The 22288-nt window shown below is 66.1% G+C and carries 30 protein-coding genes; 23 read left to right on the forward strand and 7 right to left on the reverse strand.

Going from position 1 to position 22288, the window contains the following annotated elements; translation table 11 throughout:
* Window positions 1–26: 26 nt before the first annotated feature.
* Window positions 27–1565 carry a cation:proton antiporter gene (locus CVN68_RS18770; RefSeq protein WP_100283548.1) on the forward strand — a complete coding sequence of 513 codons (1539 nt, stop codon included), beginning with the start codon at window positions 27–29 and terminating at the stop codon, window positions 1563–1565.
* Here CVN68_RS18770 and CVN68_RS18775 read toward each other — a convergent pair.
* The 3 genes from CVN68_RS18775 to CVN68_RS18785 are packed head-to-tail and all read right to left on the reverse strand — an operon-like array spanning window position 1562 to window position 3740.
* Window positions 1562–2017, reverse strand: coding sequence for a GNAT family N-acetyltransferase (locus tag CVN68_RS18775; protein WP_100283549.1), 456 nt, complete (start codon window positions 2015–2017; stop codon window positions 1562–1564). The genes CVN68_RS18770 and CVN68_RS18775 overlap by 4 nt on opposite strands.
* The gene (locus CVN68_RS18780; RefSeq protein ID WP_100283550.1) at window positions 2017–3135 is read right to left on the reverse strand and encodes a M14 family metallopeptidase; all 1119 of its coding nucleotides are present in this window, start codon (window positions 3133–3135) and stop codon (window positions 2017–2019) included. Before CVN68_RS18780 ends, CVN68_RS18775 begins: the two co-directional genes overlap by 1 nt.
* Complete coding sequence (locus CVN68_RS18785; RefSeq protein ID WP_233503427.1) at window positions 3132–3740, reverse strand: DUF4136 domain-containing protein; 609 nt, start codon at window positions 3738–3740, stop codon at window positions 3132–3134. The genes CVN68_RS18780 and CVN68_RS18785 overlap by 4 nt, the downstream gene beginning before the upstream one ends.
* Window positions 3741–3901: 161 nt before the next feature.
* Here CVN68_RS18785 and ykgO point away from each other — a divergent pair, with 161 nt between their 5' ends.
* Entirely contained in the window at window positions 3902–4027 is a 126-nt protein-coding gene (ykgO, locus tag CVN68_RS18790) for a type B 50S ribosomal protein L36 (RefSeq protein ID WP_029724010.1), read from the forward strand.
* 8 nt (window positions 4028–4035) lie between these two features.
* Window positions 4036–4653 (forward strand): HAD family hydrolase, encoded by a 618-nt coding sequence (locus tag CVN68_RS18795; RefSeq protein WP_100283552.1) that lies wholly within the window; start codon window positions 4036–4038, stop codon window positions 4651–4653.
* An 86-nt stretch (window positions 4654–4739) separates the two neighbouring features.
* Here the strand turns inward: CVN68_RS18795 and pyk are convergent, their stop codons facing one another.
* Window positions 4740–6209 (reverse strand): pyruvate kinase, encoded by a 1470-nt coding sequence (pyk, locus tag CVN68_RS18800; RefSeq protein WP_100284531.1) that lies wholly within the window; start codon window positions 6207–6209, stop codon window positions 4740–4742.
* 66 nt (window positions 6210–6275) lie between these two features.
* Between pyk and CVN68_RS18805 the strand changes: the two genes are divergently transcribed.
* The 17 genes from CVN68_RS18805 (at window position 6276) to CVN68_RS18885 (ending at window position 17075) form a co-directional block, all read left to right on the forward strand.
* Window positions 6276–6647, forward strand: coding sequence for a DUF1244 domain-containing protein (locus CVN68_RS18805; protein ID WP_100283553.1), 372 nt, complete (start codon window positions 6276–6278; stop codon window positions 6645–6647).
* 115 nt (window positions 6648–6762) lie between these two features.
* Window positions 6763–7002, forward strand: a complete 240-nt coding sequence (locus tag CVN68_RS18810; protein WP_056617902.1) for a DUF2312 domain-containing protein — start codon at window positions 6763–6765, stop codon at window positions 7000–7002.
* Window positions 7003–7162: 160 nt separating this feature from the next.
* Window positions 7163–7906 carry a YebC/PmpR family DNA-binding transcriptional regulator gene (locus tag CVN68_RS18815; RefSeq protein ID WP_100283554.1) on the forward strand — a complete coding sequence of 248 codons (744 nt, stop codon included), beginning with the start codon at window positions 7163–7165 and terminating at the stop codon, window positions 7904–7906.
* A 190-nt stretch (window positions 7907–8096) separates the two neighbouring features.
* On the forward strand, window positions 8097–8585 hold the full coding sequence (ruvC, locus tag CVN68_RS18825) for a crossover junction endodeoxyribonuclease RuvC (protein WP_100283555.1): 489 nt from the start codon (window positions 8097–8099) through the stop codon (window positions 8583–8585).
* A 179-nt stretch (window positions 8586–8764) separates the two neighbouring features.
* On the forward strand, window positions 8765–9361 hold the full coding sequence (gene ruvA, locus CVN68_RS18830) for a Holliday junction branch migration protein RuvA (protein ID WP_100284533.1): 597 nt from the start codon (window positions 8765–8767) through the stop codon (window positions 9359–9361).
* The gene (locus tag CVN68_RS18835; RefSeq protein ID WP_100283556.1) at window positions 9358–9762 is read left to right on the forward strand and encodes a hypothetical protein; all 405 of its coding nucleotides are present in this window, start codon (window positions 9358–9360) and stop codon (window positions 9760–9762) included. The genes ruvA and CVN68_RS18835 overlap by 4 nt, the downstream gene beginning before the upstream one ends.
* Complete coding sequence (gene ruvB, locus CVN68_RS18840) at window positions 9759–10781, forward strand: Holliday junction branch migration DNA helicase RuvB (protein WP_100283557.1); 1023 nt, start codon at window positions 9759–9761, stop codon at window positions 10779–10781. The genes CVN68_RS18835 and ruvB overlap by 4 nt, the downstream gene beginning before the upstream one ends.
* 44 nt (window positions 10782–10825) lie before the next feature.
* Entirely contained in the window at window positions 10826–11272 is a 447-nt protein-coding gene (locus CVN68_RS18845; RefSeq protein WP_100283558.1) for a YbgC/FadM family acyl-CoA thioesterase, read from the forward strand.
* A gap of 7 nt (window positions 11273–11279) precedes the next feature.
* Complete coding sequence (tolQ, locus tag CVN68_RS18850) at window positions 11280–11969, forward strand: protein TolQ (protein ID WP_100283559.1); 690 nt, start codon at window positions 11280–11282, stop codon at window positions 11967–11969.
* A gap of 3 nt (window positions 11970–11972) precedes the next feature.
* The gene (tolR, locus tag CVN68_RS18855; protein WP_100283560.1) at window positions 11973–12410 is read left to right on the forward strand and encodes a protein TolR; all 438 of its coding nucleotides are present in this window, start codon (window positions 11973–11975) and stop codon (window positions 12408–12410) included.
* A gap of 4 nt (window positions 12411–12414) precedes the next feature.
* Window positions 12415–13254 (forward strand): cell envelope biogenesis protein TolA, encoded by an 840-nt coding sequence (locus CVN68_RS18860; RefSeq protein ID WP_324870414.1) that lies wholly within the window; start codon window positions 12415–12417, stop codon window positions 13252–13254.
* A gap of 2 nt (window positions 13255–13256) precedes the next feature.
* Window positions 13257–14630: a Tol-Pal system beta propeller repeat protein TolB gene (gene tolB, locus CVN68_RS18865; protein WP_100283561.1), complete on the forward strand. Its 1374-nt coding sequence runs from the start codon at window positions 13257–13259 to the stop codon at window positions 14628–14630.
* Window positions 14631–14682: 52 nt separating this feature from the next.
* Window positions 14683–15195 (forward strand): peptidoglycan-associated lipoprotein Pal, encoded by a 513-nt coding sequence (gene pal, locus CVN68_RS18870; protein ID WP_100283562.1) that lies wholly within the window; start codon window positions 14683–14685, stop codon window positions 15193–15195.
* A gap of 131 nt (window positions 15196–15326) precedes the next feature.
* A complete protein-coding gene (locus tag CVN68_RS18875; protein ID WP_100283563.1) occupies window positions 15327–16232 on the forward strand; it encodes an SPFH domain-containing protein in 906 nt (301 codons plus the stop codon).
* A 9-nt stretch (window positions 16233–16241) separates the two neighbouring features.
* Complete coding sequence (locus CVN68_RS18880) at window positions 16242–16466, forward strand: toxin-antitoxin system HicB family antitoxin (RefSeq protein ID WP_100283564.1); 225 nt, start codon at window positions 16242–16244, stop codon at window positions 16464–16466.
* 1 nt (window position 16467) lies between these two features.
* Window positions 16468–16680, forward strand: coding sequence for a PF20097 family protein (locus CVN68_RS23425; protein ID WP_158298955.1), 213 nt, complete (start codon window positions 16468–16470; stop codon window positions 16678–16680).
* A 125-nt stretch (window positions 16681–16805) separates the two neighbouring features.
* Window positions 16806–17075, forward strand: a complete 270-nt coding sequence (locus CVN68_RS18885; protein WP_100283565.1) for a hypothetical protein — start codon at window positions 16806–16808, stop codon at window positions 17073–17075.
* On the opposite strand, the gene CVN68_RS18890 is transcribed toward CVN68_RS18885, so the two are convergent.
* The 3 genes from CVN68_RS18890 to CVN68_RS18900 are packed head-to-tail and all read right to left on the reverse strand — an operon-like array spanning window position 17072 to window position 20114.
* Window positions 17072–17917 (reverse strand): S1/P1 nuclease, encoded by an 846-nt coding sequence (locus CVN68_RS18890; RefSeq protein WP_100283566.1) that lies wholly within the window; start codon window positions 17915–17917, stop codon window positions 17072–17074. The two genes, CVN68_RS18885 and CVN68_RS18890, sit on opposite strands and share 4 nt — an antisense overlap.
* Entirely contained in the window at window positions 17914–18867 is a 954-nt protein-coding gene (locus tag CVN68_RS18895; RefSeq protein ID WP_233503428.1) for an isoaspartyl peptidase/L-asparaginase family protein, read from the reverse strand. The genes CVN68_RS18890 and CVN68_RS18895 overlap by 4 nt, the downstream gene beginning before the upstream one ends.
* 35 nt (window positions 18868–18902) lie before the next feature.
* Window positions 18903–20114: an acyltransferase family protein gene (locus CVN68_RS18900; RefSeq protein WP_158298956.1), complete on the reverse strand. Its 1212-nt coding sequence runs from the start codon at window positions 20112–20114 to the stop codon at window positions 18903–18905.
* An 89-nt stretch (window positions 20115–20203) separates the two neighbouring features.
* Here CVN68_RS18900 and ispG point away from each other — a divergent pair, with 89 nt between their 5' ends.
* From ispG to CVN68_RS18915, 3 genes are all read left to right on the forward strand, one after another.
* The gene (gene ispG, locus CVN68_RS18905) at window positions 20204–21328 is read left to right on the forward strand and encodes a flavodoxin-dependent (E)-4-hydroxy-3-methylbut-2-enyl-diphosphate synthase (RefSeq protein ID WP_100283569.1); all 1125 of its coding nucleotides are present in this window, start codon (window positions 20204–20206) and stop codon (window positions 21326–21328) included.
* On the forward strand, window positions 21325–21735 hold the full coding sequence (locus CVN68_RS18910; RefSeq protein WP_100283570.1) for a hypothetical protein: 411 nt from the start codon (window positions 21325–21327) through the stop codon (window positions 21733–21735). The genes ispG and CVN68_RS18910 overlap by 4 nt, the downstream gene beginning before the upstream one ends.
* A 61-nt stretch (window positions 21736–21796) precedes the next feature.
* Window positions 21797–22282, forward strand: a complete 486-nt coding sequence (locus CVN68_RS18915; RefSeq protein WP_100283571.1) for a retropepsin-like aspartic protease family protein — start codon at window positions 21797–21799, stop codon at window positions 22280–22282.
* Window positions 22283–22288 lie beyond the last annotated feature (6 nt).

Below are 22288 nucleotides of genomic sequence, written 5' to 3' on the forward strand. Positions count from 1 at the left end.
CGCGCGTCGTGCGTTAGCCCGGGTTAATGACCTTTTTCGAAAGCCTCGTCGCACTCTTGCTCCTCGCAGTCATATTGCTGCAGGTGTCGCGGCGGACGTGGATCCCCTATCCGACGATGCTCGCCACCGCGGGCGTGATCGTCGCCCTCGTGCCGGGCAGCCCGGAGATCGCGATCGACGGGCACACGATGCTGGCGTTGTTCATCGCGCCGGTGCTGCTCGACGCCGCATTCGATTTCCCGCTCGCGGCAGTACGCAAATTGTGGCGACCCCTGGTCGCGCTGGCAGTGGTCGCGGTGCTGTTGACCACCGCGGTGGTGGCGTGGGTCGGCTGGGCGTTCGCCGGACTTCCGCTCGCCGCGGCGATCACGCTCGGGGCGATCGTAGCGCCGCCCGATGCCGCCGCGGCGACCACGGTGCTGCGCTCGGCGTCGCTCCCGCGGCGCACAACGCAAGTGCTCACCGGCGAGAGCCTGCTCAACGACGCGACGGCATTGTTGCTGTTCAGCGCCGCCGTCGCGATCCAGAGCCATGGCGCGATCGACGGCGTGGTCGGATTAAAGCTCGGTCTGGCGGTTCCCGGCGGGATCGCGCTCGGGCTGGCGATGGCATGGGGATTCCGCTTCATCGTTCCGCATACGCGCGGCTCGTTCGGCGGCAATCTGCTCGAATTCGTCAACACCTTCCTCGCCTGGCTGATCGCCGAGCGGCTCGGGCTGTCGGCAGTGCTCTGCGTCGTCACGATGGCAATGTTCATCGCCAACGATCCCCGCATGAAGATCGAGGCACGCGATCGCGTCCAGTCCTTCGCGGTGTGGGGCGTCGTCGTGTTCGTGCTCAACGTCGTCGCGTTCCTGATGATGGGGATGCAGGCGCATTCGATCATCGGCGCGATGACTCCGGATCGGCTGCGCGAGGCGGCGAGAGTCGCGGGGATGGTCGTCGCCGCGGTCATCGTCACCCGGCTCGTCTGGGTGTTGACCTATAACCGGCTGGCGGTGCGGTTCGCCTGGCTGCGCGGCGACGCCGGGCCGGCGAGCTTCGCGCAGGCTGTGGTGATCGGCTGGTGCGGGATGCGCGGGCTGGTCACCCTCGCCACTGCCTTCGCATTGCCTTCCGATTTCCCGCAGCGCGACCTCATCGTTCTTTCCGCCTTCGCCGTGGTGCTCGCGACGCTGGTGGTGCAGGGCCTCACCCTTTCGCCGCTGATCCGGTTGCTCGGGCTGAACGAGGATGACGACCACCGGGAGCGCGTGGTGGCGCAACGCGCGCTCGCCGACGCGGCGCTCGATACCGTGGGCCGCACGGACGGTCGCGTCGCCGGGGAGGTTCGGCGCCAGTTCGAGATCGATCGCGCCGCGCTCGAAGGGGGCGAAGCCTGCGCCGACTTCCTCGCGCGCCAGCGGCTCAAGCTGAAGGCGATCACAGCGCAGCGCGAACGGCTGCACGCGCTGCGCGACGAGGATGCGATCGGCGCCGAGGAATTCGAGCGGCTGCAGGAAGCGCTCGACTGGCACGAACTGGCGATCGGCCCCGCCGAGCAGCGGACGATCGAGGAGGGCTAGAGCACCCGCGACAGGAAGCGGCTGAACGGATCTTCCTTATAGTCCGCGAACGGCGCGCATTCGGTGAAGCCGAACTGGCGGTACAGGGCATGCGCCGCGTCGAAAGCCTCGCCCGATCCGGTCTCGAGGCTCAGCCGTTTGTAGCCCCGCGCGCGTGCAACCCCGAGGATGTGCGACACCAGAGCCGCACCGGTGCCGCGCCGCAGATGTTCGGCGGCAGTGCGCATGGACTTGATTTCGCCATGCTGCGGGTCGAGCTGCTTGAGCGCGCCGCAGCCGAGCAGGTCTTCGCCGTCCCACGCCGACCAGAAGGTCACGCCCGGCGCGCGCAGCCCTGACAGGTCGAGAAAATGGCAGCTGTCCTTGGGCGAATTGGCGAGCATCCCCTGAAAATGCACGTTCAGCAGCGCGACGACCTGTGGGTCGTCGAGTCCCCCGTCGCGGATTTCCATCAGATTTCGTCGATCATGCTGGCAAGGGTGTCGAGACAGGCATGCGCAAGGATCTTGCAGCGCGCCGGCGACCAGGCGAATTCCGCATCGGCGTTGGCGTCGTGATCCTTGAAGGGCATTTCGAGCGTCATCGAGACTGCGCCGAAGCGCTCGGCCAGCTGATTGGTCGACATCGACAGATTGGCCTTGCCCGGCGCGGACTTCTCATAGCCGAGGTCGAGCTGGAATTCGGGGGTGGAGTCGGCGAGCCGGCGGGCGAAATTGTAGAATTTCTCGCCGAGTTCGTCGGTCCAGCTCGGGATGCCCTCGAAGCCCGCGAGGAAATTGGCGGGAATCGCCTCGTCGCCGTGCACGTCCATCGCGAAATCGACGCCGGTCTCGTCCATCCGATTGCGCACTGCGAGGACTTCGGGGCTCTTCTCAGGCGTCGGCGAATGCCATTCGCGGTTGAGGTTGATCCCCGCGGCGTTGGTGCGCAGATGCCCGCGGCGCGACCCGTCGGGGTTCATGTTGGGGACGATATGGAAGGTCGCCTTGCTCCGCAGCGCATGCGCGGTTCGATCATCGAGGTCGACCAGCTTCTCGAGCGCGCCTTCGATCCACCATTCGGCCATCGTCTCGCCGGGATGCTGGCGGGCATAGAGCCAGACCTGCCTGGGGCCCTCGCCCACGCTCAGGCAATCGATCGGCTGGCCGTCGAGCGTCTGCCCGAGTTCGCGGTGGCTGACGCCCGGCTGCGCGGTGATCCGGGTCACCAGATCGTGATGACGCTCCATCGAATAGGGTGCGAAATAGGCGAACCACACCAGATCGGTGTCGATCGTGCGGGTAAAGCTCAGCACGCCGCCGGAATAGTCGCTGTCGGTGGACCGCCAAAGCTCGCGATCGGTGCTCCAGCGCGTCTGATAGCCCGGCCAGCCGAACGGATAGGCCGAGCCTCCGGCATTGAGGATGCGGAAAGTGAGGGTGCGGCCCTTCGCTCCCGCCAGTCGGAAATGGAACCACTGGTAGAAGTCTGACAGGTGATCCTTGACGATTTCGAGGTCGACCCGGTCTCCCTCGATCGCCACCACACGGATATTGCCGCCGTCGAAAGCGGCGTTGATCTGGATGCTCATTTGACCGTGGTAGTCACCCCGGACTCGCCTGGGAAGTCCCTGAAGAGCGCACGTGCGAGCCGCGCCGCCGCTTCGCGCGGGTCGCTGCCGGGCTTGCCGCTCACCGATTCGGTGACGGCGCGGCCTTCCCATACCGTGGTATTGTCGCTGCGCCGGCGCAGCTGGACCGCGAGTTCGGAGCCGATCACTTGCCGCGTCTTGCCGCCGATCCCGAACGACAGCCCGCCGCCGAGCCCCACGCCGCCGCGCCGCCCGCCACTGATGCCGCCGCCGCCGAGGCCGATCGAAACCGGTGGCTGCTCGCGATAGCTGCCCAATTGGGTGCGCGTGAACGAGACCGCGGCGATATAGCCCGACGCCATGTCGCTGCGCGACTGGACATAGCTGAGTCGCTCGAGCTCGGCCGCCACGGCATCGGCATAGAGCTGATATTCGGGGCTGATCTGCGCCGCGCCGGTCATCGGCTCGACCGCGACGGTGGTGCGCTCCATCGGCTGGCCGAGATGATAGCGGGTGACTTCCACCGGGGCGGTACGCGTATTGGTGGTGCAGCCGCCCGCGAGCAAAGCCGCGCCCGCTACTGCGATGCTGAGAACCTTGGTCACGGGGCACGCCTCCTGTCTCGCGGGGAGAACGCCCCGCCGCAGCTCAACCCTGCCCCGATGGAGTCGGTTCCACAAGGGCGTCGGCGCCTTGACTTGGGCGTCCACCCCCATTAGGCGGGCGCCTCTTTTCCAGCATCAGATATTTGAGAAGCGAATCGGTCATGAAGATCGTGAATTCATTGAAGTCGCTCAAGGGTCGTCACCGCGACAACCGCGTGATTCGTCGTCGCGGCCGGACCTATGTGATCAACAAGACCAACCGCCGGTTCAAGGCCCGCCAGGGCTAATTCCGGACGTGGGGACGCCGAAGGCCGTCATCTTCGATGTCGGCAGGGTCCTCTTCGAATGGGATCCGCGTTACCTCTACGAGCGCCTGATCGAGGACGATCGGGCGCTCGAAGCGTTTCTGGCGAACGTCGTCACCAAGGAATGGCATTTCCAGCATGATGCCGGGCGTCCGTTCGCCGAGACCTCGGCCGAGCTGAGCGCGGCATATTCCGAGCATGCCGAACTGATCCACGCCTGGGGTCCGCGTTTCAACGAGACGATTCCGCACGAAGTGCCGGGCATGCCCGATATCGTCCGCGCGCTCGATGCCGCGGGCGTGCCGCTTTTTGCGATCACCAATTTCTCGGGCGAATTCTGGCGCGCCTGGGTGCCGCAATATGCGGAGCTGTTCGATCGCTTCCGCGACATCGTCGTCTCTGGCGACGAGAAGCTGGTGAAGCCCGATCCGGCGATCTACGCGCTGGCGCTGAAACGATTCGGGCTGAAAGGCCCCGACGCCGTGTTCGTCGACGACAGCCCCGCCAATGTGGAAGGCGCCAATGCCGCCGGTATCCACGGCGTGCTGTTCACGTCCGCCGAGGATTTCCGCACCGAGCTGGTCCGGCTGGGGTTGTTGAGCAGCTAGCGTCATCCCGGCGAAGGGCGGGATCTCATGCGGCGAGTGCAGGGTCCGCGGCCCGAGACCCCGGCTTTCGCCGGGGTGACGATAGCCTAGCCGCCCTCGGGTCCCTGATAATTCTTCAGCTCGTCGCCCAAAATCGTCACGACATGCAGCACGTTGGTCGACCCCGGCGTTCCGAACGGGACGCCGGCGCACACCACGATGCGGTCGCCCGCGCCAGCCAGCTCCTGGCGCAGCGCCATGCGCTTGGCCTTGGCGACCATCTCCTCGAACGATTCGACGTCGCGGGTGTGGACGGCGTGGCTGCCCCAGAGCAGGCCCGAGCGCCGCGCGGTCTCGATCTTCGGAGTCAGCACCATGATCGGCACGGTCGGCCGTTCGCGGGCGATTCGCCGCGCAGTCGACCCCGAGCTGGTGAAGCACACGATCGCCGATGCCGAAACCGTGCGCGCGATGTTCTTCGCTGCTTCGGCGAGCGCGTCGGCAGTGGTCGGATCGGGCCGCGTGACGGTGAAGTGGACGCGGTCGCCATGCGCGGGGTCGCGTTCGACGGCGTCGGCGATGGAATTCATCATCGCCACCGATTCGATCGGCCATTTGCCCGCCGCGCTCTCCGCGGAAAGCATGATCGCGTCGGCGCCGTCATAGACCGCAGTCGCGACGTCGGAGACTTCGGCGCGGGTCGGCGAGGGCGAATCGATCATCGATTCGAGCATCTGCGTCGCGACGATCACCGGACGGCCCATCCGCCGCGCGGTCTCGACGATTCGCTTCTGCAGCGGCGGCACGCTTTGCGGCGGCAATTCGACGCCGAGATCGCCGCGCGCGACCATCACGCCGTCGCATTGCTCGACGATCTCCTCGAGCCGGGTGATCGCGCTCGGCTTCTCGATCTTGGCGAGGAGGGCCGCCTTGCCGCCGATCAGCCGGCGCGCCTCCATCAGATCCTCGGGCCGCTGGACGAAGCTCAGCGCGATCCAGTCGACGCCCTGCTCGACCGCGAAAGCGAGGTCGCTGCGGTCCTTCTCGGTCAGCGCCGCCATCGGCAGCACCATGTCGGGGACGTTGAGCCCCTTGGAGTTGGACAGGGTCCCGCCAACCTCGACGCGGGTGATCAATTTGTCCTTCTCGACCGCGGTAACGCGCAGCACCATCTTGCCGTCGTCGAGCAGCAGCCGCGCATCGGGATGCGCCGCTTCGAAGATCTCGCGGTGCGGCAGCTCGACGCGAGTCGTATCGCCCGGCGTCGGATCGCGATCGAGCGTGAATTCCTGGCCCGTCTCAAGCACCACCTTTCCCTCGGCGAACTTGCCGACGCGCAGCTTGGGGCCCTGAAGATCGGCGAGGATCGTCGTCGGGCGCCCGAACTTCTTTTCGAGACTGCGGATCGCCGCGATCACTGGCACCTTCGATGCCTGATCGCCATGGCTCATGTTGACGCGGAAGGCATCGGCCCCCGCCTCGTACAGGCGCTCGATCATCTCGACGGTGTTGCTCGCCGGTCCCAGCGTCGCGAGGACGCGGACTTTACGGCTGCGGGGGCTTATGGCCTTTGTCATCGCTGTCATCCTTGTGCGCGCCTGCCTCTAACCGTTAATCCGTGTGGATCAACCACGGAGGTTCATGTGCCGACACTCGAGACTTTAGACGACGCAGTGGCGGCCAGCGCATTCCGGCGGCTCGTCCACCATCTGCGCCATCGTAGCGATGCCGAGAATATCGATCTGATGGGGCTTGCCGGCTTCTGCCGCAATTGCCTCGCGGATTGGGTGCAGGAGGCCGATGGCACCTTGACCAGGGACGAAGCGCGCGCGTTGATCCACGGCATGCCCTTCGCCGAATGGAAGGCGAAGTTCCAGGGGCAGGCCAGCCCCGAGCAGCTTGCGCGGATGGAGGAGAGCCTCGCCAAAAATCATCGCGAGGCGTTGCTCGACGAGGCGCTCGATGAGAGCTTTCCCGCCAGCGATCCGCCGTCGATGAGCGAGCCCGGCCGGTAGCACTTGAGCCCGGCGCCTGCGTCCTTTAAGCGCCCGGTTCCTTTTCCTCGCCGATCCCCGGGGCCGCAGTTGCGGTCCTGCGCAGGCGCGGCGTCAAACCAGCAGGAGCGTCCAAATGTCCGATTCGATTTCCGCCGAGCAATTGCGCCTCTTCATCGAGCGGATCGAGCGCCTCGAGGAAGAGAAGAAGGGCATCGCCGACGACATCAAGGACGTCTATGCCGAGTCCAAGTCGACTGGCTTCGACACCAAGACGATGCGCCACATCGTCCGCCTGCGGAAGATGGAGAAGCATCACCGCGACGAGGCCGACGCGCTGCTCGAAACCTATCGCAACGCGCTCGGGCTGCACTGAGAAAATCCGTCATCCCGGCGAAAGCCGGGATCTCAGGCGGTCAAGCGAACGGCAACTGGCATGAGATCCCGGCTTTCGCCGGGATGACGAGACGGGGGCGCCATTGCCGATCCCGCCGCGCCTGGCCTAGAGAGACCCTCCATTTCCCGAAGAGAGCGCCATGGCAGGCCATTCCAAATTCAAGAACATCATGCACCGCAAGGGCGCGCAGGATAAGAAGCGTTCGGGCATGTTCTCCAAATTGAGCCGCGAAATCACCGTCGCGGCCAAGATGGGCTTGCCCGATCCCGACATGAACCCGCGGCTGCGCGCGGCGGTCAACGCCGCCAAGGCGCAGTCGATGCCCAAGGACAATATTCAGCGCTCGATCGACAAAGCGAGCAAGGGCGATGCCGAGAGCTACGAGGAAATCCGCTACGAGGCGTTCGGCCCGGGCGGCGTCAGCCTGATCGTCGAGACGCTGACCGACAACCGCAACCGCACCGTCACCAATGTGCGCACTGCGATCGCCAAGAACGGCGGCAATCTCGGTGCGCCGGGATCGGTCAGCCATGCCTTTGATCGCATGGGGCTGATCAACTATCCGGCAAAGGCTGGCGATGCCGACAAGGTGTTCGAGGCCGCACTTGAGGCCGGCGCCGAGGATGTGACGAGCTCCGAGGAAGGTCACGAGATCTGGACCGCGCAGGGCGACCTGCACGAAGTTGCCAAGGCGCTCGAGCCGGTGCTCGGCGAGGCCGAAGGCGCCAAGCTCGCCTGGCGTCCGCAGACCATGGTCGCAGTCGACGAAGGCGATGCCGCGACCCTGTTCAAGCTGATCGACGCGCTCGACGACGACGACGACGTCCAGACGGTATGGGGCAATTACGAAGTCTCCGACGAAATTATGGAGAAATTGGGTTGAGCCCATGGTTTTGGGCCGGGGTTGTTGCTGCGGTATATTGCGCAGCGCGCGGTATTGTTGACCTACGTCGCCGCTCTTACTGGTGGGGTGTTCTGGGGCTGACTAGCGCAATCATAATTCTCCTCACCCCGAACCCGAACAATGCGGTGACGGCGACGATAAAGATCGATTTGCCAGCCGGAGCTCAAAACTGATCATCCTCGGCCTCGATCCCGGGCTCGGCACCACCGGCTGGGGCCTGATCCGTGCCGAGGGCAACCGGCTCAGCCATGTCGCCAACGGCAAGCTCAAGACCGATCCGCAAGCCCCGCTCGCCCGCCGCCTTGCGCATCTCGATGCGATGCTCGCCGCTTTGATCGTCGATCATACGCCAGAGGCTGCGGCCTGCGAGGAAGTGTTCGTCAATTCCAACGCGCAATCGACGCTCAAGCTCGGCCAGGCGCGCGGGGTAGTGCTGTGTGCGGCGGCACGCGCGGGGCTCGATGTCGGCGAATATACCCCGAGCATCGTCAAGAAGGCGGTGGTCGGCACCGGCGGCGCCGAGAAAGCGCAGGTCCACGCAATGGTCGCGCGGCTGCTGCCTGGAGTGAAGATCGATGGCCCCGATGCCGGCGACGCGCTCGCAGTGGCGATCTGCCACGCGCACCATCTCGCGAGCGCTCGCCGCCTCCGCGCCTGATTTCGCTTTCCTGCATGGGTGCGTTCTGCTTATGTACCGCGCATGATCCTTCCGGCTTTCCGCCTTGCCGCCACGGCCGCGCGCGAAGCGCTTCGGACCGAGTCAAGCGGCGGCGCAAAAACGCGAATCGAGTCAAGCGAGTCAACCAACCAGATGGTTGGATGTCGGACTCGCCGCGCATGATCGCCCACCTCAAGGGCATGCTCGTCTCGACGAGCGCGGACAGCGCGGTGATCGACGTGGGCGGGGTCGGTTATCTGGTCGGCGCCTCGGCCAAGACGCTCGAGAAGCTCGGCATCACCGGGGATCCGGTGACGATCCATACCGAGATGCTCGTCGCCGAGGATTTCATCCGGCTGATGGGCTTCGCCACCGCCGACGAGCGCGACTGGTTCAAGCTGCTCACCCATGTCCAGGGCGTCGGCGCCAAGGTCGCGCTGGCGATCCTGTCGATCCTCGCCCCCGATGAATTGCGCACCGCCGTTGCGCGCGCCGATTCGGCGATGATCGCCCGCGCCAACGGCGTCGGACCCAAGCTCGCCCAGCGCATCGTCAACGAACTCAAGGACAAGGCCGGCGGCATGGCGCTCGGCGGCGGCGGTGGCGCGCCGGTGCCCGCGGGAAGCGCCGCGTCGGATGCGGTCTCGGCGCTGCTCAATCTCGGCTTCAAGCCGGCGGAGGCGAGCAATGCGGTCGGCGCCGCCAATGAGGAGCTCGGTGCGGGCGCGACGCTAGACGCGCTGGTGCGGCTCGCGCTGCGCAAGGCGGCGAAGTGAGCGGGGCAGATCATCCTTTCGTTCCCGAATGGAAGGGCGAGCGTTCGTGGTCGGCGCCAGGCGAGCTTCCTTCCACCTTTGTCGTCTTCGAAGCTGGAGATTTGGGTGCGCCGTTCCGTATCGAACATGGGCGCGACATGATGTTCAACGACGGCGAGCTTGAGCAGGATTATAATTTCATCGACTATTTCTTTGGCGACCCTGACGCACCGATTCGTGCTCGCCATTATCTGCATGACGAGCACGTTTCGGTGGTTCTGCCTAGTTTGCCTTCCAACGTGACGTTGGCGCAGGTCGGTGCTTTCTTCCCCTCCGATACCCTGCAGTATCTCCAGCGGCGCTTCGCTTCGGTGCAGGTCTTGACCGCTGAGGGATACTCGGAGCTTTGGGCGCCCCGATGACCGACGCCGACCGCATCATCGCCCCCATCCGCAAACCCGAGGACGTGGACGCCGCGCTGCGCCCGAAGCATCTCGACGAGTTTGTCGGCCAGCGCGCCGCACGCGAAAACCTGCGCATCTTCATCCAGGCCGCGAAGCAGCGCGGCGAGGCGCTCGATCACGTTCTCTTTTTCGGCCCGCCCGGGCTCGGCAAGACCACGCTCGCGCAGATCGTCGCGCGCGAAATGGGGGTGGGCTTTCGCTCGACCTCGGGGCCGGTGATCGCCAAATCGGGCGATCTCGCGGCGTTGCTCACCAATCTCGAGGATGGCGACGTGCTGTTCATCGATGAGATCCACCGGCTCAATCCCGCGGTCGAGGAAGTCCTCTATCCGGCGATGGAGGATCGCGCGCTCGACCTGATGATCGGCGAGGGCCCGTCGGCACGTTCGGTGCGGATCGATTTGCCGCGCTTTACCCTCGTCGGGGCCACCACCCGGCAGGGGCTGTTGACCACGCCGCTGCGCGATCGTTTCGGCATTCCGATCCGCCTCCAGTTCTACACGGTCGAGGAGCTCGAACGCGTCGTCGCCCGTGCCGCGACCTTGCTCGACCTGCACGTCGCCCCTGACGGCGCACACGAAATCGCCAGGCGCGCGCGCGGCACTCCGCGGATCGCCGGGCGGCTCCTGCGCCGTGTCCGCGATTTCGCCACCGTGGCGGGCGAGGAGACCGTCCACGCCGAGGTCGCCGATGCCGCCCTCACCCGGCTCGAGGTCGACGGGCTCGGACTCGACAATATGGACCGGCGCTATCTGATGATGATCGCCGACATCTACAGAGGCGGCCCGGTCGGGGTGGAGACGCTAGCCGCGGGGCTGAGCGAGCCGCGCGACACGATCGAGGAAGTGATCGAGCCTTATCTGATCCAGATCGGCATGATCGCGCGGACGGCGCGCGGGCGCTGCCTCAACGCCGCGGGCTGGAAGCATCTCGGGCTCGATCCGCCGCCCACCGCACAAGAGGGGCTGTTCGACTGAGCGCGGGGGTTCCCCCGAGTCCAAGGCTTGGTTAAGGCCCGTTCATGCACGCGCTCTCCGCCATCGGCCGCTTCGAGGGGCTCGAGCATCATTTCGGCTTGCGCGTCTATTTCGAGGACACCGACCTGACGGGCGTCGTCTATCACGCCAATTATCTGCGTTACATGGAGCGCGCGCGCTCGGACATGCTGCTCGCCGCCGGCGTCGATCAGCGCACCACGTTCGAGAGCGGCGAAGGCGCCTATGCGCTGCGCAGCGTGCGGCTCGACTATCGCGCGCCGGCGCGGCTTGGCGAGGAACTGATCGTAGTGAGCCGGCTTGTGTCGATGCGCGCCGCGGCCGTGGTCATTCAGCAACGAGTCATGCGCGGCGAAACAATCGTGGCCACAGGTGAAGTCGAGGCGGCGTTCGTCTCCCCGGCAGGTCGGCCGCGGCGCCAGCCGGCGCAATGGGTGGCGGCGTTCGAGCCGCTGCTATGGAAGGGAAACTGAACTCCATATGTTGTTTCTGAATACCGCCGCCGCGACCATGTCGCCCGTCGCCCTGTTCCTCCAGGCCGATTGGGTGGTCCGCGGCGTGATGATCGGTCTGCTGCTGGCGAGCCTGTGGACCTGGGCGATCATCCTCAGCTTCGGCTTCCGCATCGGTTCGGTGAAGAAGGGCATTGCCAGCTTCGAGACCGAATATCGCGAAGCCGACGATATCGACGAATTCCACCGCCGCGCCTCGACTCGCGATCAGCCGATCGCGCGGATCTTCTCCGCCGGCGTCACCGAATGGCGCCGCTCGACCACCGGCAAGTCGATCGATCGCGAAGGCACGCGCGAGCGCCTGGCCACGGCGATGGGCGCCACGGTTGCGCAGGAGATCGATCGCCTCGCCGATCGCTTGAACTTCCTCGCCACGGTCGGCGCGGTCGCGCCGTTCGTGGGGCTGTTCGGCACCGTCTGGGGCATTATGCGCAGCTTCACCAGCATCGCAGCCGAGCAGAATTCGTCGCTGGCGGTGGTGGCGCCCGGCATTGCCGAGGCGCTGTTCGCCACCGCGATCGGCCTGTTCGCGGCAATCCCCGCGGTGATCGCGTACAATCGCTACAGCCACGGCATCAACCGCGTCGAGGCGCGGCTCAACCGCTTCGCCGACGGCTTCCACGCGACGCTCAGCCGCCGCCTGGAGATGGAGGCCTAAAGCGTGGCCATGCAGCTTCCTTCGAACAAGAGCCGCGGTCGCCGCGCGCCGATGGCCGAGATCAACGTCACGCCGCTGGTCGACGTGATGCTGGTGCTGCTGATCATCTTCATGGTCACCGCGCCGTTGCTCACTGCCGGCGTGCCGGTGAACCTGCCCGAGAGCCGCGCCAAGGCACTCGATCAGGAGCAGAAGCCAGTCCAGCTCGCGATCGACGACAAGGGCCAGATTTTCGTCGACGACGAGCCGGTCGACGACGCCGGGCTGGCCGCGATGCTCGAGCAGGTCGCTGCGCGCAAAGGCGCCGACGGCAAGCCGCCACAGATCTTTCTGCGCGCCGATCAGGGGCTCGGTTACGGCAAGGTCATGCGGGTGATGGGCGAGCTCAACCGTGCCGGGCTCAACCGCGTTTCGCTGCTGACCAACGCCGCGAGCAAGTGATGCCATGGCGTTGACACGCGCAGAGATAGGCGGGCTCGCTATCGCCGCCCTCGGCCATGTGGCGCTGTTCGGGCTGCTCTCGGTCGGCTTCCTGGCGACGCCCAATGCAGAGACGCTCAAGCCGCAGCCAATCGAGGTCTCGATCACCGACGATGCCGCGCTCGAAAGCAGCGCGCCCCAGTTGAGCAGCGAAGCGCCGGCACCGCAGATCGCGCCCGAAGCGGGACCGGTCGAGCCCGAGTCGGCGCCGCCCGAGCCCGCGACAGCGCCCGCCGCAAAGCCCGAGCCGCAACCGCAACCCGCACCACAGCCAAAGTCCCAACCGGCGCCCGCCAAGGCGGCACCCGCCAAACCCGCTCCGGTACCCAAGGCGGCGCCCGCCAAGCCTGCGCCGGCCCCGAACAAGTCGGTCGCGAAGCCGCAACCCAACCCGCGTGCGGTACGGCCCAGCGGCCTGCTCGGCGCCGAGTTCGAGCGTGGGCTGACTGCGCAGGCGACACAGGGCAAAGCGCAAACCCCGCCGGCAACAACAGTCGGGCCGCAGGTCCGATCGGCGCTGGAGGCCGAGGTCATGCGCCAGATCAAACCGCATTGGCGGCCACCAAGCGGCGCCGATTCGGACAAGTTGAAGACGCGTATTATCGTGTCGCTCAACAAGGACGGCAGCCTTGCCGGAGCGCCGCGGGTGACCCAGACGGGTCTGACCGAGAGCAATCGTTCGCAGGCGGCGCTGCACAAGGAACGTGCGATCCGCGCGGTCACGCTCGCGGCGCCGTTCAGGCTCCCGCCCAAATTCTACGATGCGTGGAAGACGATCGGACCGACACTTTACGAGGGATTGTAACCATGAAGGCAACGTCAATGGCGCTCGCGCTGCTGCTCGCCACGAGCGGCACGGCGATTGCGCAGGACCAGCAGCAGGCGCCGCCGGCGCCCGGGCAGGATCAGGGCCAGGAGTCGGTGCTCAGCGTCGACGTGACCAATCAGGCGGGGCAGGACATGGCGATCGCCATTCCCGCCATGCCGACTTCGCAAGCGGTGTCGACCGCCGCCGGGCCGACCGACGAACTCGGCCGCAAGCTCGCGCAGGTGATCGACGACGACCTGCGCAATACCGGCCTGTTTGCCACGCGCGGACCGAATGCGGTCCCCGGGATCAACTATTCGGAGGTCAATGCGCCCAATTATGCGACGTGGAGCGGCCGCTCGGCGCAGGCGTTGATCCAGGGATATGTGCGTGCGAACGGCAACGGCACCCTCACCGTCGGCTGCTATCTCTACGACGTCTCGCTTCAGACCGAGCTGGTCCGTCAGGGCTTCGTCGTTTCCCCCGGCGACTGGCGCCGGGCCGGCCATAAATGCGCCGATGCGATCTATGCGCGGCTGACCGGTGAAGGCCCCTATTTCGACAGCCAGATCGTCTATGTCGCCGAGCAGGGGCCCAAGGGCAAACGCCGAAAGCAGATCGCGATCATGGATCAGGACGGCGCCAATCACCGCTTCCTGACCAACGGCCAGAATATCGTGCTCACCCCGCGCATGTCGCCGAAGCAAAACGCGATCGTCTATATGAGCTACGAGAACCGGCGCCCGTCGATCTGGATCTACAATATGAGCGCGCGGACCAACCGCCGGCTGGTCGACAATGTCAGCCAGAATTTCGCGCCGCATTTCTCGCCCGACGGGCGCTGGGTGCTCTTCTCGATGTCGGTGGCGGGCAATACCGACATCTATCGGATCAGCGCCACCGGCGGCGCGCCGCAGCGCCTCACCAACGTGCCGGGCATCGACACCGGCGGCAGCTATTCGCCCGACGGCAGCCGAATCGTGTTCGAAAGCGATCGCGGCGGCACCCAGCAGCTCTACGTGATGAACGCCGACGGCTCGAACCAGAAGCGGATCAGCTTCGGCGGCGGGCGCTATGCGACGCCCGTGTGGAGCCCGCGCGGCGATTTGATCGCCTTCACCCGCACCGGCGGCGGCGCCTTCCGGATCGGGGTGATGAACGCCAGCGGCGGCGGTGAGAAATTGCTGACCAGCGCCTGGGGCGACGAGGGTCCGAGTTGGTCGCCCAATGGCCGCGTGCTGATGTTCTTCCGCGCGGCGCAGGGATCGGGCCGGCCCGACCTGTGGTCGGTCGATCTCACCGGGGTCAATGCGCGAAAGATCCCGACGCCGCTCGACGGCTCGGATCCGAGCTGGGGACCGATTCGCCCCTGAAACGTTACGCAAGCGGATTGCTGCAAAAGATCACGACTAGAGGAGAAATATGATGGCCAAGATGACGACCAGCCTGGTCCTGGGCCTGGCGCTTGTCGCCACCGCGGGCTGCGCCAAGAAGCGTCCTCCCGAGCTGCCGCCGACCCCGACCGAAACCACGGCGCCCACCGATGGCGGCGGCGAGAGCAGCGATACGCTCGCCGGGCGCCTGAACGAGCATTTCAAGCGCGAAGTCACCAGCGACACCGTCCATTTCGCGCTCGACCAATATGATATCGACTCCGAAGCCCGCTCGATCCTCGATAGCCAGGCAACATGGCTGGTCGCGCATCCCGAGGCACGGATCACGCTCGAGGGCCATGCCGACGAGCGCGGCACCCGCGAATATAATCTCGGGCTCGGCGATCGCCGCGCCAACGCCGCCAAGAACTATCTCGCGGCGCGTGGCGTCTCGGCGACGCGGATCACCACGATCAGCTATGGCAAGGAGCGCCCGCTGGCACTGGGCTCCGACGAAAGCAGCTGGGCGCAGAACCGCCGCGCGGTGACCATCGTCATCAACTGAACCACGCCCTCACGGGCTTTTCCGGGCGCCGTCGATCCTCGCGGATCGGCGGCGTTCGCGTGTCTGCCGATTGCGCTTGCAAGTCTGCTATCTGCGATATAAAAGTGATATCACAATAACGGGAGGCAAGGATGACGGACATTCGTGGCGCGACCTCTGCATTGCGGCAGAGCAGCGAGCGCGCGGCGCACACCATGAGCGGCTATGGCATGTTGCTGCTGTTGTTGCTGCCGATTGCAGGGGTGGTCGGGGCGATCAGCCAGATCGATCGCGTCGCCGATGCTGTGATAGTTTCGACCTTGCTGGTGTCGTGCTTCCTGTTCCTGTTCGTTATTGCCGGCTTCTATCTGCTCCAGCCCAACCAGGCGGTGGTGATCACCCTGTTCGGCGACTATCGCGGCACCGATCGCACCAGCGGGCTGCGCTGGACCTGGCCGTGGATGATCAAGAAGAAAGTGTCGGTCCGCTCCAACAACATCATCTCGGATCGGATCAAGGTCAACGATCTGCGCGGCAATCCGATCGAGATGGCGGCGCAAGTGGTGTGGCGCGTCACCGATACCGCGCAGGCGCTGTTCGACGTCGACGATTACAAGGCGTTCGTGATGGTCCAGATCGAGGCCGCGGTGCGCACGATCGGCTCGCGCTATCCCTATGACGATTTCGAGCATCAGGAAGTCACCCTGCGCGGCAACCACGATCAGGTCGGCGGCGAGCTGCGCGCCGAACTGATCGCCCGGCTGACCGTGGCGGGGATCACCGTCGACGAATGCGGCTTCACGCACCTTGCTTATGCGCAGGAGATCGCCGGGGCGATGCTGCGGCGCCAGCAGGCGCAGGCAGTGGTCGCGGCGCGCACCACTTTGGTCGAGGGCGCAGTGGGCATGGTCGAGATGGCGCTGGCGTTGCTTTCCGAGAAGAACGTCGTCGAACTCGACGACGAGCGCCGCGCCGCGATGGTCTCGAACTTGATGGTGGTGCTGTGCGGCGAGCGCGACACCCAGCCGGTCGTCAACGCGGGCTCGCTCTACCAATAGGAACCCTGCGTGTCGGCACCCCCCAAAAAGGCGTTCCCCCTGCGTCTCGATCCCGCGCTCTACGCGGCGATCGAGCGCGCGGCGGCGAGCGACCTGAGAAGCGTCAATGCGCAGGTAGAATGCCTGCTGCGCGAGGCGCTTGGGCGCCGCGGGGTCAAGCTGGCGGATCCGGTCCGCCCCCGCAGGGGACGACCGCCCCGGCAGAGTGCGCCGGAGACCAAAGAAGGAGAGTGAGATGCGCTCGCACGCTTGCCCCAAATGTCAGAGTGCGATGGAGGAGGGCTTCACTCTGTCCGGGCGCGACACCTATCGCCGCGCCGCGGGCTGGGTGGCGGGGCCGCCCAGGAAGAACCTGCTGCTCGGCCTGAAGCTGCCCCACAAGCCGATCGATATCCAGGTCTGGCGCTGCCAACGCTGCGGCTTTCTGGAGAACTACGCCAGGGGCTGAGGCCCGCAGATAGCATCGAGGAGACATGCGATGATGATGGTGTTTCACAGCAGCGCAAAGCGGCTTCCATGGCTCGTCGGGACGGCGTTGATGCTGCTCGCCGTCGGGATCGTGATGGCACTGTCATGAGGCCGGCGTGGATCCGCGGCTGGGTCCCCGTCCGCCCCGGCTATTGGTTCGCCAGGAAGCGCTATGGCTGGGGTGCCGTACCCGCTACCTGGCAGGGCTGGGCGCTGATGCTCGCGACGCTGCTTGTCGCCGGCTGCATTGCAAAGCTCACCCAGCGCAGCGCTCTCTATCAGCTGCTGTTCCTCCCGCTGTTCGTCGGAACGCTGTGGCTGTGCTGGCTAAAGACCGACGGCGGCTGGCGCTGGCGCTGGGGCGACAAGGACTAGCCGAGCGCCTCGTCGAGCAGCCGCGCCAGTCGCAGCCCGCCCTTCACGAGTTGCTGCCGCGCCGGTTCGATCAATTTCTCGATCGTCGCCTCGTCGAGCCTGGCCCGCTCCGGAACCGGACCGCACGGATCGCCATAAGCGCTGGCATAAGCGACATCGCGGGCGATCTGCCAGCTGTCACGGCTCCAGTCCTCGACGCCGCCGCCGTTCACCGCGGTACGCTCCTCGGGCGAATAGAGGCGGACCAGCGAGGGTGGCGTGGAGATCGCCCGCTCGGCGAGCAGCCCGTCCCAGATGCTGTGGAGGTTGAGCTTCTCGGTCGAGTAGATGCCGTAGGTCGATTTCGCCCGGTTTCCGCCGAGATCACCGCGATCGCCGGCATGGAGCGGCTGGTGCAGATCGCCGACGAAGTGAACGAGAAAGGCCAGCGCCATCACCCGCTCGCGCGCCGGCACCTTGCGGTCCTTGAGCAATTTGGTGTCGCGCTCGATCTGCGCCGAGACGCAATTGCCGTCGGGGCAATTGCCCTTGAGGGTGAAGTCCTTGCAGACGTTCACATTCTGATAGTGCCAATTATACGCATAGCTGAAGCGCGGCCCGAGCTCCTTGATGCAATCAGCCCAGACGCTGGCCTGCTCGATCGTGCGCGCCGGGCAGGTCGGCGTCTCGAGCAGCGCCTGTTGCCTGAGCAGCCTGCCGATCTCGGCGCGTACCGCGGGCGTCACGTTGCGATACGCGATCGCGGCCACGGTCTCGTGGCCATATTCCCAATACGCCTGGGCGGGCGTAGTCGCCGCGCCGAAGCCGAGGATCGCAGCGAGCAGGATCAGAAATCGCTTCACTTGTCGTCACCATAGAATGCGACCAGCCGGTCGCCGTTGGAGGAGGCGCGGCCGCGATACATGCCGGGGGTGTTGAAGGTCCAAGCCATTTCGCCGCCCGGGCCGGTGAGGATCACCCCGCCGGTGCCGCCCAGCGCCTTGACCTCGGCCATCACCGTCTCCGCCGCCTGCTGCAGGCTCTCGCCCTTGAAGCGGATGCGTGCGCAGATCTCGTGGGTGACGCCCTCGCGGATGAAGAACTCGCCCGCGCCGGTCGCCGACACCGCGCAGGCGCGGTCGTCGGCATAGGTTCCCGCGCCGATGATCGGGGCGTCGCCGATCCGGCCCCAGCGCTTGCCGGTCAATCCGCCGGTCGAAGTGGCGGCGGCGACATGGCCTTCGCCGTCCATCGCCACTGCGCCGACGGTGCCGTATTTGAGATCGACGTCGAACCAGCCGAGCTTGTCGTTGGCCTTCATCTTGTCGAGCTGCTTGCGCCGCTCGGGGGTGGCGAACCAATTATTGTCGACCTGTTCGAGCCCCTGCTCGCGTGCGAACGCGTCGGCGCCCGCGCCCGAGAGCATCACGTGCGGACTCTTTTCCATCACTGCGCGTGCGGCGGCGACCGGGTGGCGGGTGGTGGTCACTCCCGCCACCGATCCGGCGGCGCGGTTGCGCCCGTCCATGATCGCGGCATCGAGCTCGTTGCGGCCGTCCCAGGTGAAGACCGCGCCGCGCCCGGCATTGAAGTGCGGATCGTCCTCGAGCACTTGCACCGCCGCCTGCACTGCGTCGAGCGCGCTGCCGCCGGCAATCAGCACCTTCGATCCTGCGTCCAGTGCGGCGTTCAGCCCCGCCGTCGCGCCGGCTTCCTGCTCGGGCGTGATCCGGCTCTTCTCGATGATCCCGGCGCCGCCATGAATGACGAGCGTCCATTTGGGTTTATCCTGGGCCTGGGCAGCCAGCGGCATGAGAAGGGCTCCGAGCAAGAAGGGCAAGAGGCGCATCACGGCACTCCGGAAATCGACGCCTCCCTAGCAGATCGCGAACCGCGCGCCAGCGGCCGCAGCCCGATCAGCGGCCGCAGCCAGCCGATCCGACGCCCGATCGCATAGACCGTGAAGCAGATCGCAGTGGTGCCGCCGAGCAGAAGCGCGAACTCGGCGAACGGGTTGAGGTCCAGCGGCAGGCTGTACCATGCGATCACCACGATTGCGGGATGGTGGATGATATAGAAAGGGAACACGGCCTCGGCGAGCGGCTTGCGCCATTCGTGATCGCGGTTCCACCAGGTCTCGGCGACGTGAAACAAGGCCGGGATCATGCCCCACGCCATCACCGCACGCGCCGCACGGTCGAGTGCCATCAGCTCATGTGAAGGCACGGCAGTGCCCGGATAGGCGATCTCGATCGCCACGATCACGGCTCCCGCGATTGCTGCTGCCGCGAGCGCGGCCTTCCAGATGCGGGCGACCGCCAGCCAGAGCTGCGGCGCGCCGGCTAGCGCGAAGCCGAACAGGAAAAGCGGCACATATTGGCTGTGGCCGCCCCAGTCCGACACCAGCCCCTGGCGTTCCGGCGCGACGAACAACAGGCCGAGCCTGAGCGTGACGAGCACGACGGCCGGCACCCAAAGCAATCGCCACCGGTGCGTCAGCCAGTCGGCGAGGCGCGCGAGTGCACGCAACACCTTCGGGCCGCGCCATGCCAGCGCCGCGGCCAGAAGCAGGCTGTAGGCGGCGAGATAGGCGACGAACCAGAGATGTTCCCAGCTCGGGAATTCGCGCTCGTAGAAGCTGCCGGCGCGCCAATAGTCGATCGCCCAGAAGCGGAGATAGCCATGTGGGTAGCCGGTCTCCATCACTCGCACCCACATCTCGACCGGCACGACCGCCGCCATGCCGAAGGCGAGCGGCACCAGCAGCCGGAGCGCGCGCGAGCGGGCGAAGGCCGGCGCGCCGCCCGATCGATCGAACAATTTGCGTGAGGCATAGCCCGAAACCGCGAACAGCAAGGGGAGCCGCCATGGTGTCAGCAGCGCCATCGGCGCGATCAGTTGGGGATAGCTGTGGCTGGTCTTGATCACCCACGCCCAGGGCGCGAACACCATCGCGACGTGATAGACGATCAGCAGCGCGAACGCGGCGATGCGCAACCAGTCCATGCCGTAATGGCGTTGGCTCTGCTGGGTACCGATATTCGCGCGGGGCGCTGTCAAAACCTTGTCCTCGACCACTCGCGCCTTTCGCGGCGAGGCGCAGAGGGCTATATGCGGGGCGAGTAAGCAAAGCGTTAGCAAGGAAGTCCATGTCCCTCCGCCCGTGGCGCGACATCGTGCGTCGACAAAGCCGCCAGATCATGGTGGGCAACGTCCCCGTCGGCGGCGACGCGCCGGTGACGGTGCAGACGATGACCAACACCGCGACTTCGGATCCGCGCGCGACGATCGATCAGATCCGCCGGTGCGAGGACGCCGGCGTCGACATCATCCGGGTGAGCTGCCCCGATGTCGAAAGCACGGCGGCACTCAAGCAGATCGTCCGCGCTGCCCGGGTGCCAATCGTCGCCGATATCCATTTCCACTATAAGCGCGCGCTCGAGGCTGCCGATGCGGGCGCCGCGTGCCTGCGCATCAATCCGGGCAATATCGGTTCGGCCGACCGGGTGAACGAAGTGGTCAACGCCGCCAAGGCAAATGGCTGCGCTATCCGGATCGGCGTCAATGGGGGCAGCCTCGAAAAGGACCTGCTCGAGAAATATGGCGAGCCCTGCCCGGAGGCATTGGTCGAGTCGGCGCTCGATCACATCAAGCTGCTTCAGGATCGCGACTTCCACGAATTCAAGGTCGCGGTGAAGGCGAGCGACCTGTTCCTCGCGGTCGCCGCCTATCAGCAGCTCGCCGACCAGGTCGATTGCCCGTTGCATCTCGGCATCACCGAAGCAGGCGGATTCGTCGGCGGGACGGTCAAGTCCTCGATCGGGATCGGCTCGTTGCTCTGGTACGGGATCGGCGACACGATCCGCGTCTCGCTGTCGGCCGAGCCGGAGGAGGAAGTCCGCGTCGGCTTCGAGATCCTCAAGGCGCTCGGCATCCGCAACCGCGGGGTCCGGGTCGTCTCGTGCCCCAGCTGTGCACGGCAGGGCTTCGACGTGATCCGCACCGTTCAGGCATTGGAAGAGCGGCTCCAGCATATCCGCACCCCGATGTCGCTCAGCGTGCTCGGCTGCGTGGTCAACGGCCCCGGCGAGGCGCGCGAGACCGATATCGGGATCACCGGCGGCGGTAACGGCAAGCACATGGTCTATCTGTCGGGCGTGACCGATCACCATGTTCAGGACGCCGGCATGATCGAGCACATCGTCCGGCTGGTCGAGGCCAAGGCCGCCGAGATCGAAGCCGCCGAGAGCGCCGCGGCCCAGGCGGCGGCGTGATACTAGCTTCGAGCTATTTCGCGGCGTTCGCGACATGGCTCGTGCTCGGTGTCGCGCTGGTGCTCGTTCGGCAGGGGCTGATCTGGGTCGCGCTCACACGACTGAAGCCGGCGATCTCGCGCCGCATCCAATTGCCGGAGGGGCATCGCATCAGCGAACCAATGCGGCTCGGAATCGCGTACACAGTCGCGACATGGGGCGGCAGGCTGGGGGTCGGCTATCTGATCGCGCCGCCGTTTCATCTCGTCCTTGTCGGCTTCGATAGCGGCTGGACCGTGCAGATCGGCATCGTACTGACCGGCGTGCTGGGCATCGCCGCAGCGGTGTTCGCGCTCGATCGGGGGATGGCATCATGGGTTCGCAACGCGGCCAACCTTCCTGCCGACTGGCGCACGCGGGCGGTATGATCAGGGATTCCGCGACGCGTTAGCCGGCTGGTAAGCAGCGGAGTCTAGTCTCGGCTGCGATATGCGGTGGGCATTCCTCTCGGTCGTGGCGATCGGCGTCGTCATCGGTGTGATGGCGCCGGTCAAGCGGGCGCCTGCACCGGCCCCGGTCGTTGCCCTTGCTGAGGCTGCGCCCGCCGACGTGCCGGTCGAGACCGTGATCAAGTCCGATAACCGCGGTCATTTCTTCGCCTTCGCCCAGGTGGAGGGAGAAACGGTGAAGTTCCTCGTCGATACCGGCGCCGACATGGTCGCGCTCACGCTCGATGATGCTCGGCGTGCCAAGGTCAAGTTCGATCCCGAACGGTTCGATGTCGTCGCGCGCGGCGCCTCGGGCGATGTCTACGGCCAGCGCGTGGTGATCGACGACATCGTCCTCGACGGCAAACGCGTGCGCGACGTCCATGCCGCGGTGGTCGAGGACCTCGACGTGTCGCTGCTTGGCCAATCCTATCTGCGCAAGCTGCGTTCGGTCCATCTGGCCGGCGACGAGATGCGGCTGCGCTAGACAGAC

The sequence above is a fragment of the Sphingomonas psychrotolerans genome (assembly GCF_002796605.1).
Classification (GTDB): Bacteria; Pseudomonadota; Alphaproteobacteria; order Sphingomonadales; family Sphingomonadaceae; genus Sphingomonas; species Sphingomonas psychrotolerans.

Coding starts and splice junctions, on each gene's coding strand:
- pal (WP_100283562.1), top strand. CDS start 14,683: ATGGCCAAGATGACGACCAGCCTGGTCCTGGGCCTGGCGCTTGTCGCC.
- CVN68_RS18815 (WP_100283554.1), top strand. CDS start 7,163: ATGGCAGGCCATTCCAAATTCAAGAACATCATGCACCGCAAGGGCGCG.
- tolQ (WP_100283559.1), top strand. CDS start 11,280: ATGTTGTTTCTGAATACCGCCGCCGCGACCATGTCGCCCGTCGCCCTG.
- CVN68_RS18775 (WP_100283549.1), bottom strand. CDS start 2,017: ATGGAAATCCGCGACGGGGGACTCGACGACCCACAGGTCGTCGCGCTG.
- CVN68_RS18810 (WP_056617902.1), top strand. CDS start 6,763: ATGTCCGATTCGATTTCCGCCGAGCAATTGCGCCTCTTCATCGAGCGG.
- CVN68_RS18875 (WP_100283563.1), top strand. CDS start 15,327: ATGACGGACATTCGTGGCGCGACCTCTGCATTGCGGCAGAGCAGCGAG.
- tolB (WP_100283561.1), top strand. CDS start 13,257: ATGAAGGCAACGTCAATGGCGCTCGCGCTGCTGCTCGCCACGAGCGGC.
- CVN68_RS18885 (WP_100283565.1), top strand. CDS start 16,806: ATGAGGCCGGCGTGGATCCGCGGCTGGGTCCCCGTCCGCCCCGGCTAT.
- CVN68_RS23425 (WP_158298955.1), top strand. CDS start 16,468: ATGCGCTCGCACGCTTGCCCCAAATGTCAGAGTGCGATGGAGGAGGGC.
- ispG (WP_100283569.1), top strand. CDS start 20,204: ATGTCCCTCCGCCCGTGGCGCGACATCGTGCGTCGACAAAGCCGCCAG.
- ruvA (WP_100284533.1), top strand. CDS start 8,765: ATGATCGCCCACCTCAAGGGCATGCTCGTCTCGACGAGCGCGGACAGC.
- CVN68_RS18895 (WP_233503428.1), bottom strand. CDS start 18,867: ATGCCGCTGGCTGCCCAGGCCCAGGATAAACCCAAATGGACGCTCGTC.
- ruvB (WP_100283557.1), top strand. CDS start 9,759: ATGACCGACGCCGACCGCATCATCGCCCCCATCCGCAAACCCGAGGAC.
- CVN68_RS18845 (WP_100283558.1), top strand. CDS start 10,826: ATGCACGCGCTCTCCGCCATCGGCCGCTTCGAGGGGCTCGAGCATCAT.
- CVN68_RS18770 (WP_100283548.1), top strand. CDS start 27: ATGACCTTTTTCGAAAGCCTCGTCGCACTCTTGCTCCTCGCAGTCATA.
- CVN68_RS18780 (WP_100283550.1), bottom strand. CDS start 3,135: ATGAGCATCCAGATCAACGCCGCTTTCGACGGCGGCAATATCCGTGTG.
- CVN68_RS18915 (WP_100283571.1), top strand. CDS start 21,797: ATGCGGTGGGCATTCCTCTCGGTCGTGGCGATCGGCGTCGTCATCGGT.
- CVN68_RS18860 (WP_324870414.1), top strand. CDS start 12,415: ATGGCGTTGACACGCGCAGAGATAGGCGGGCTCGCTATCGCCGCCCTC.
- pyk (WP_100284531.1), bottom strand. CDS start 6,209: ATGACAAAGGCCATAAGCCCCCGCAGCCGTAAAGTCCGCGTCCTCGCG.
- ykgO (WP_029724010.1), top strand. CDS start 3,902: ATGAAGATCGTGAATTCATTGAAGTCGCTCAAGGGTCGTCACCGCGAC.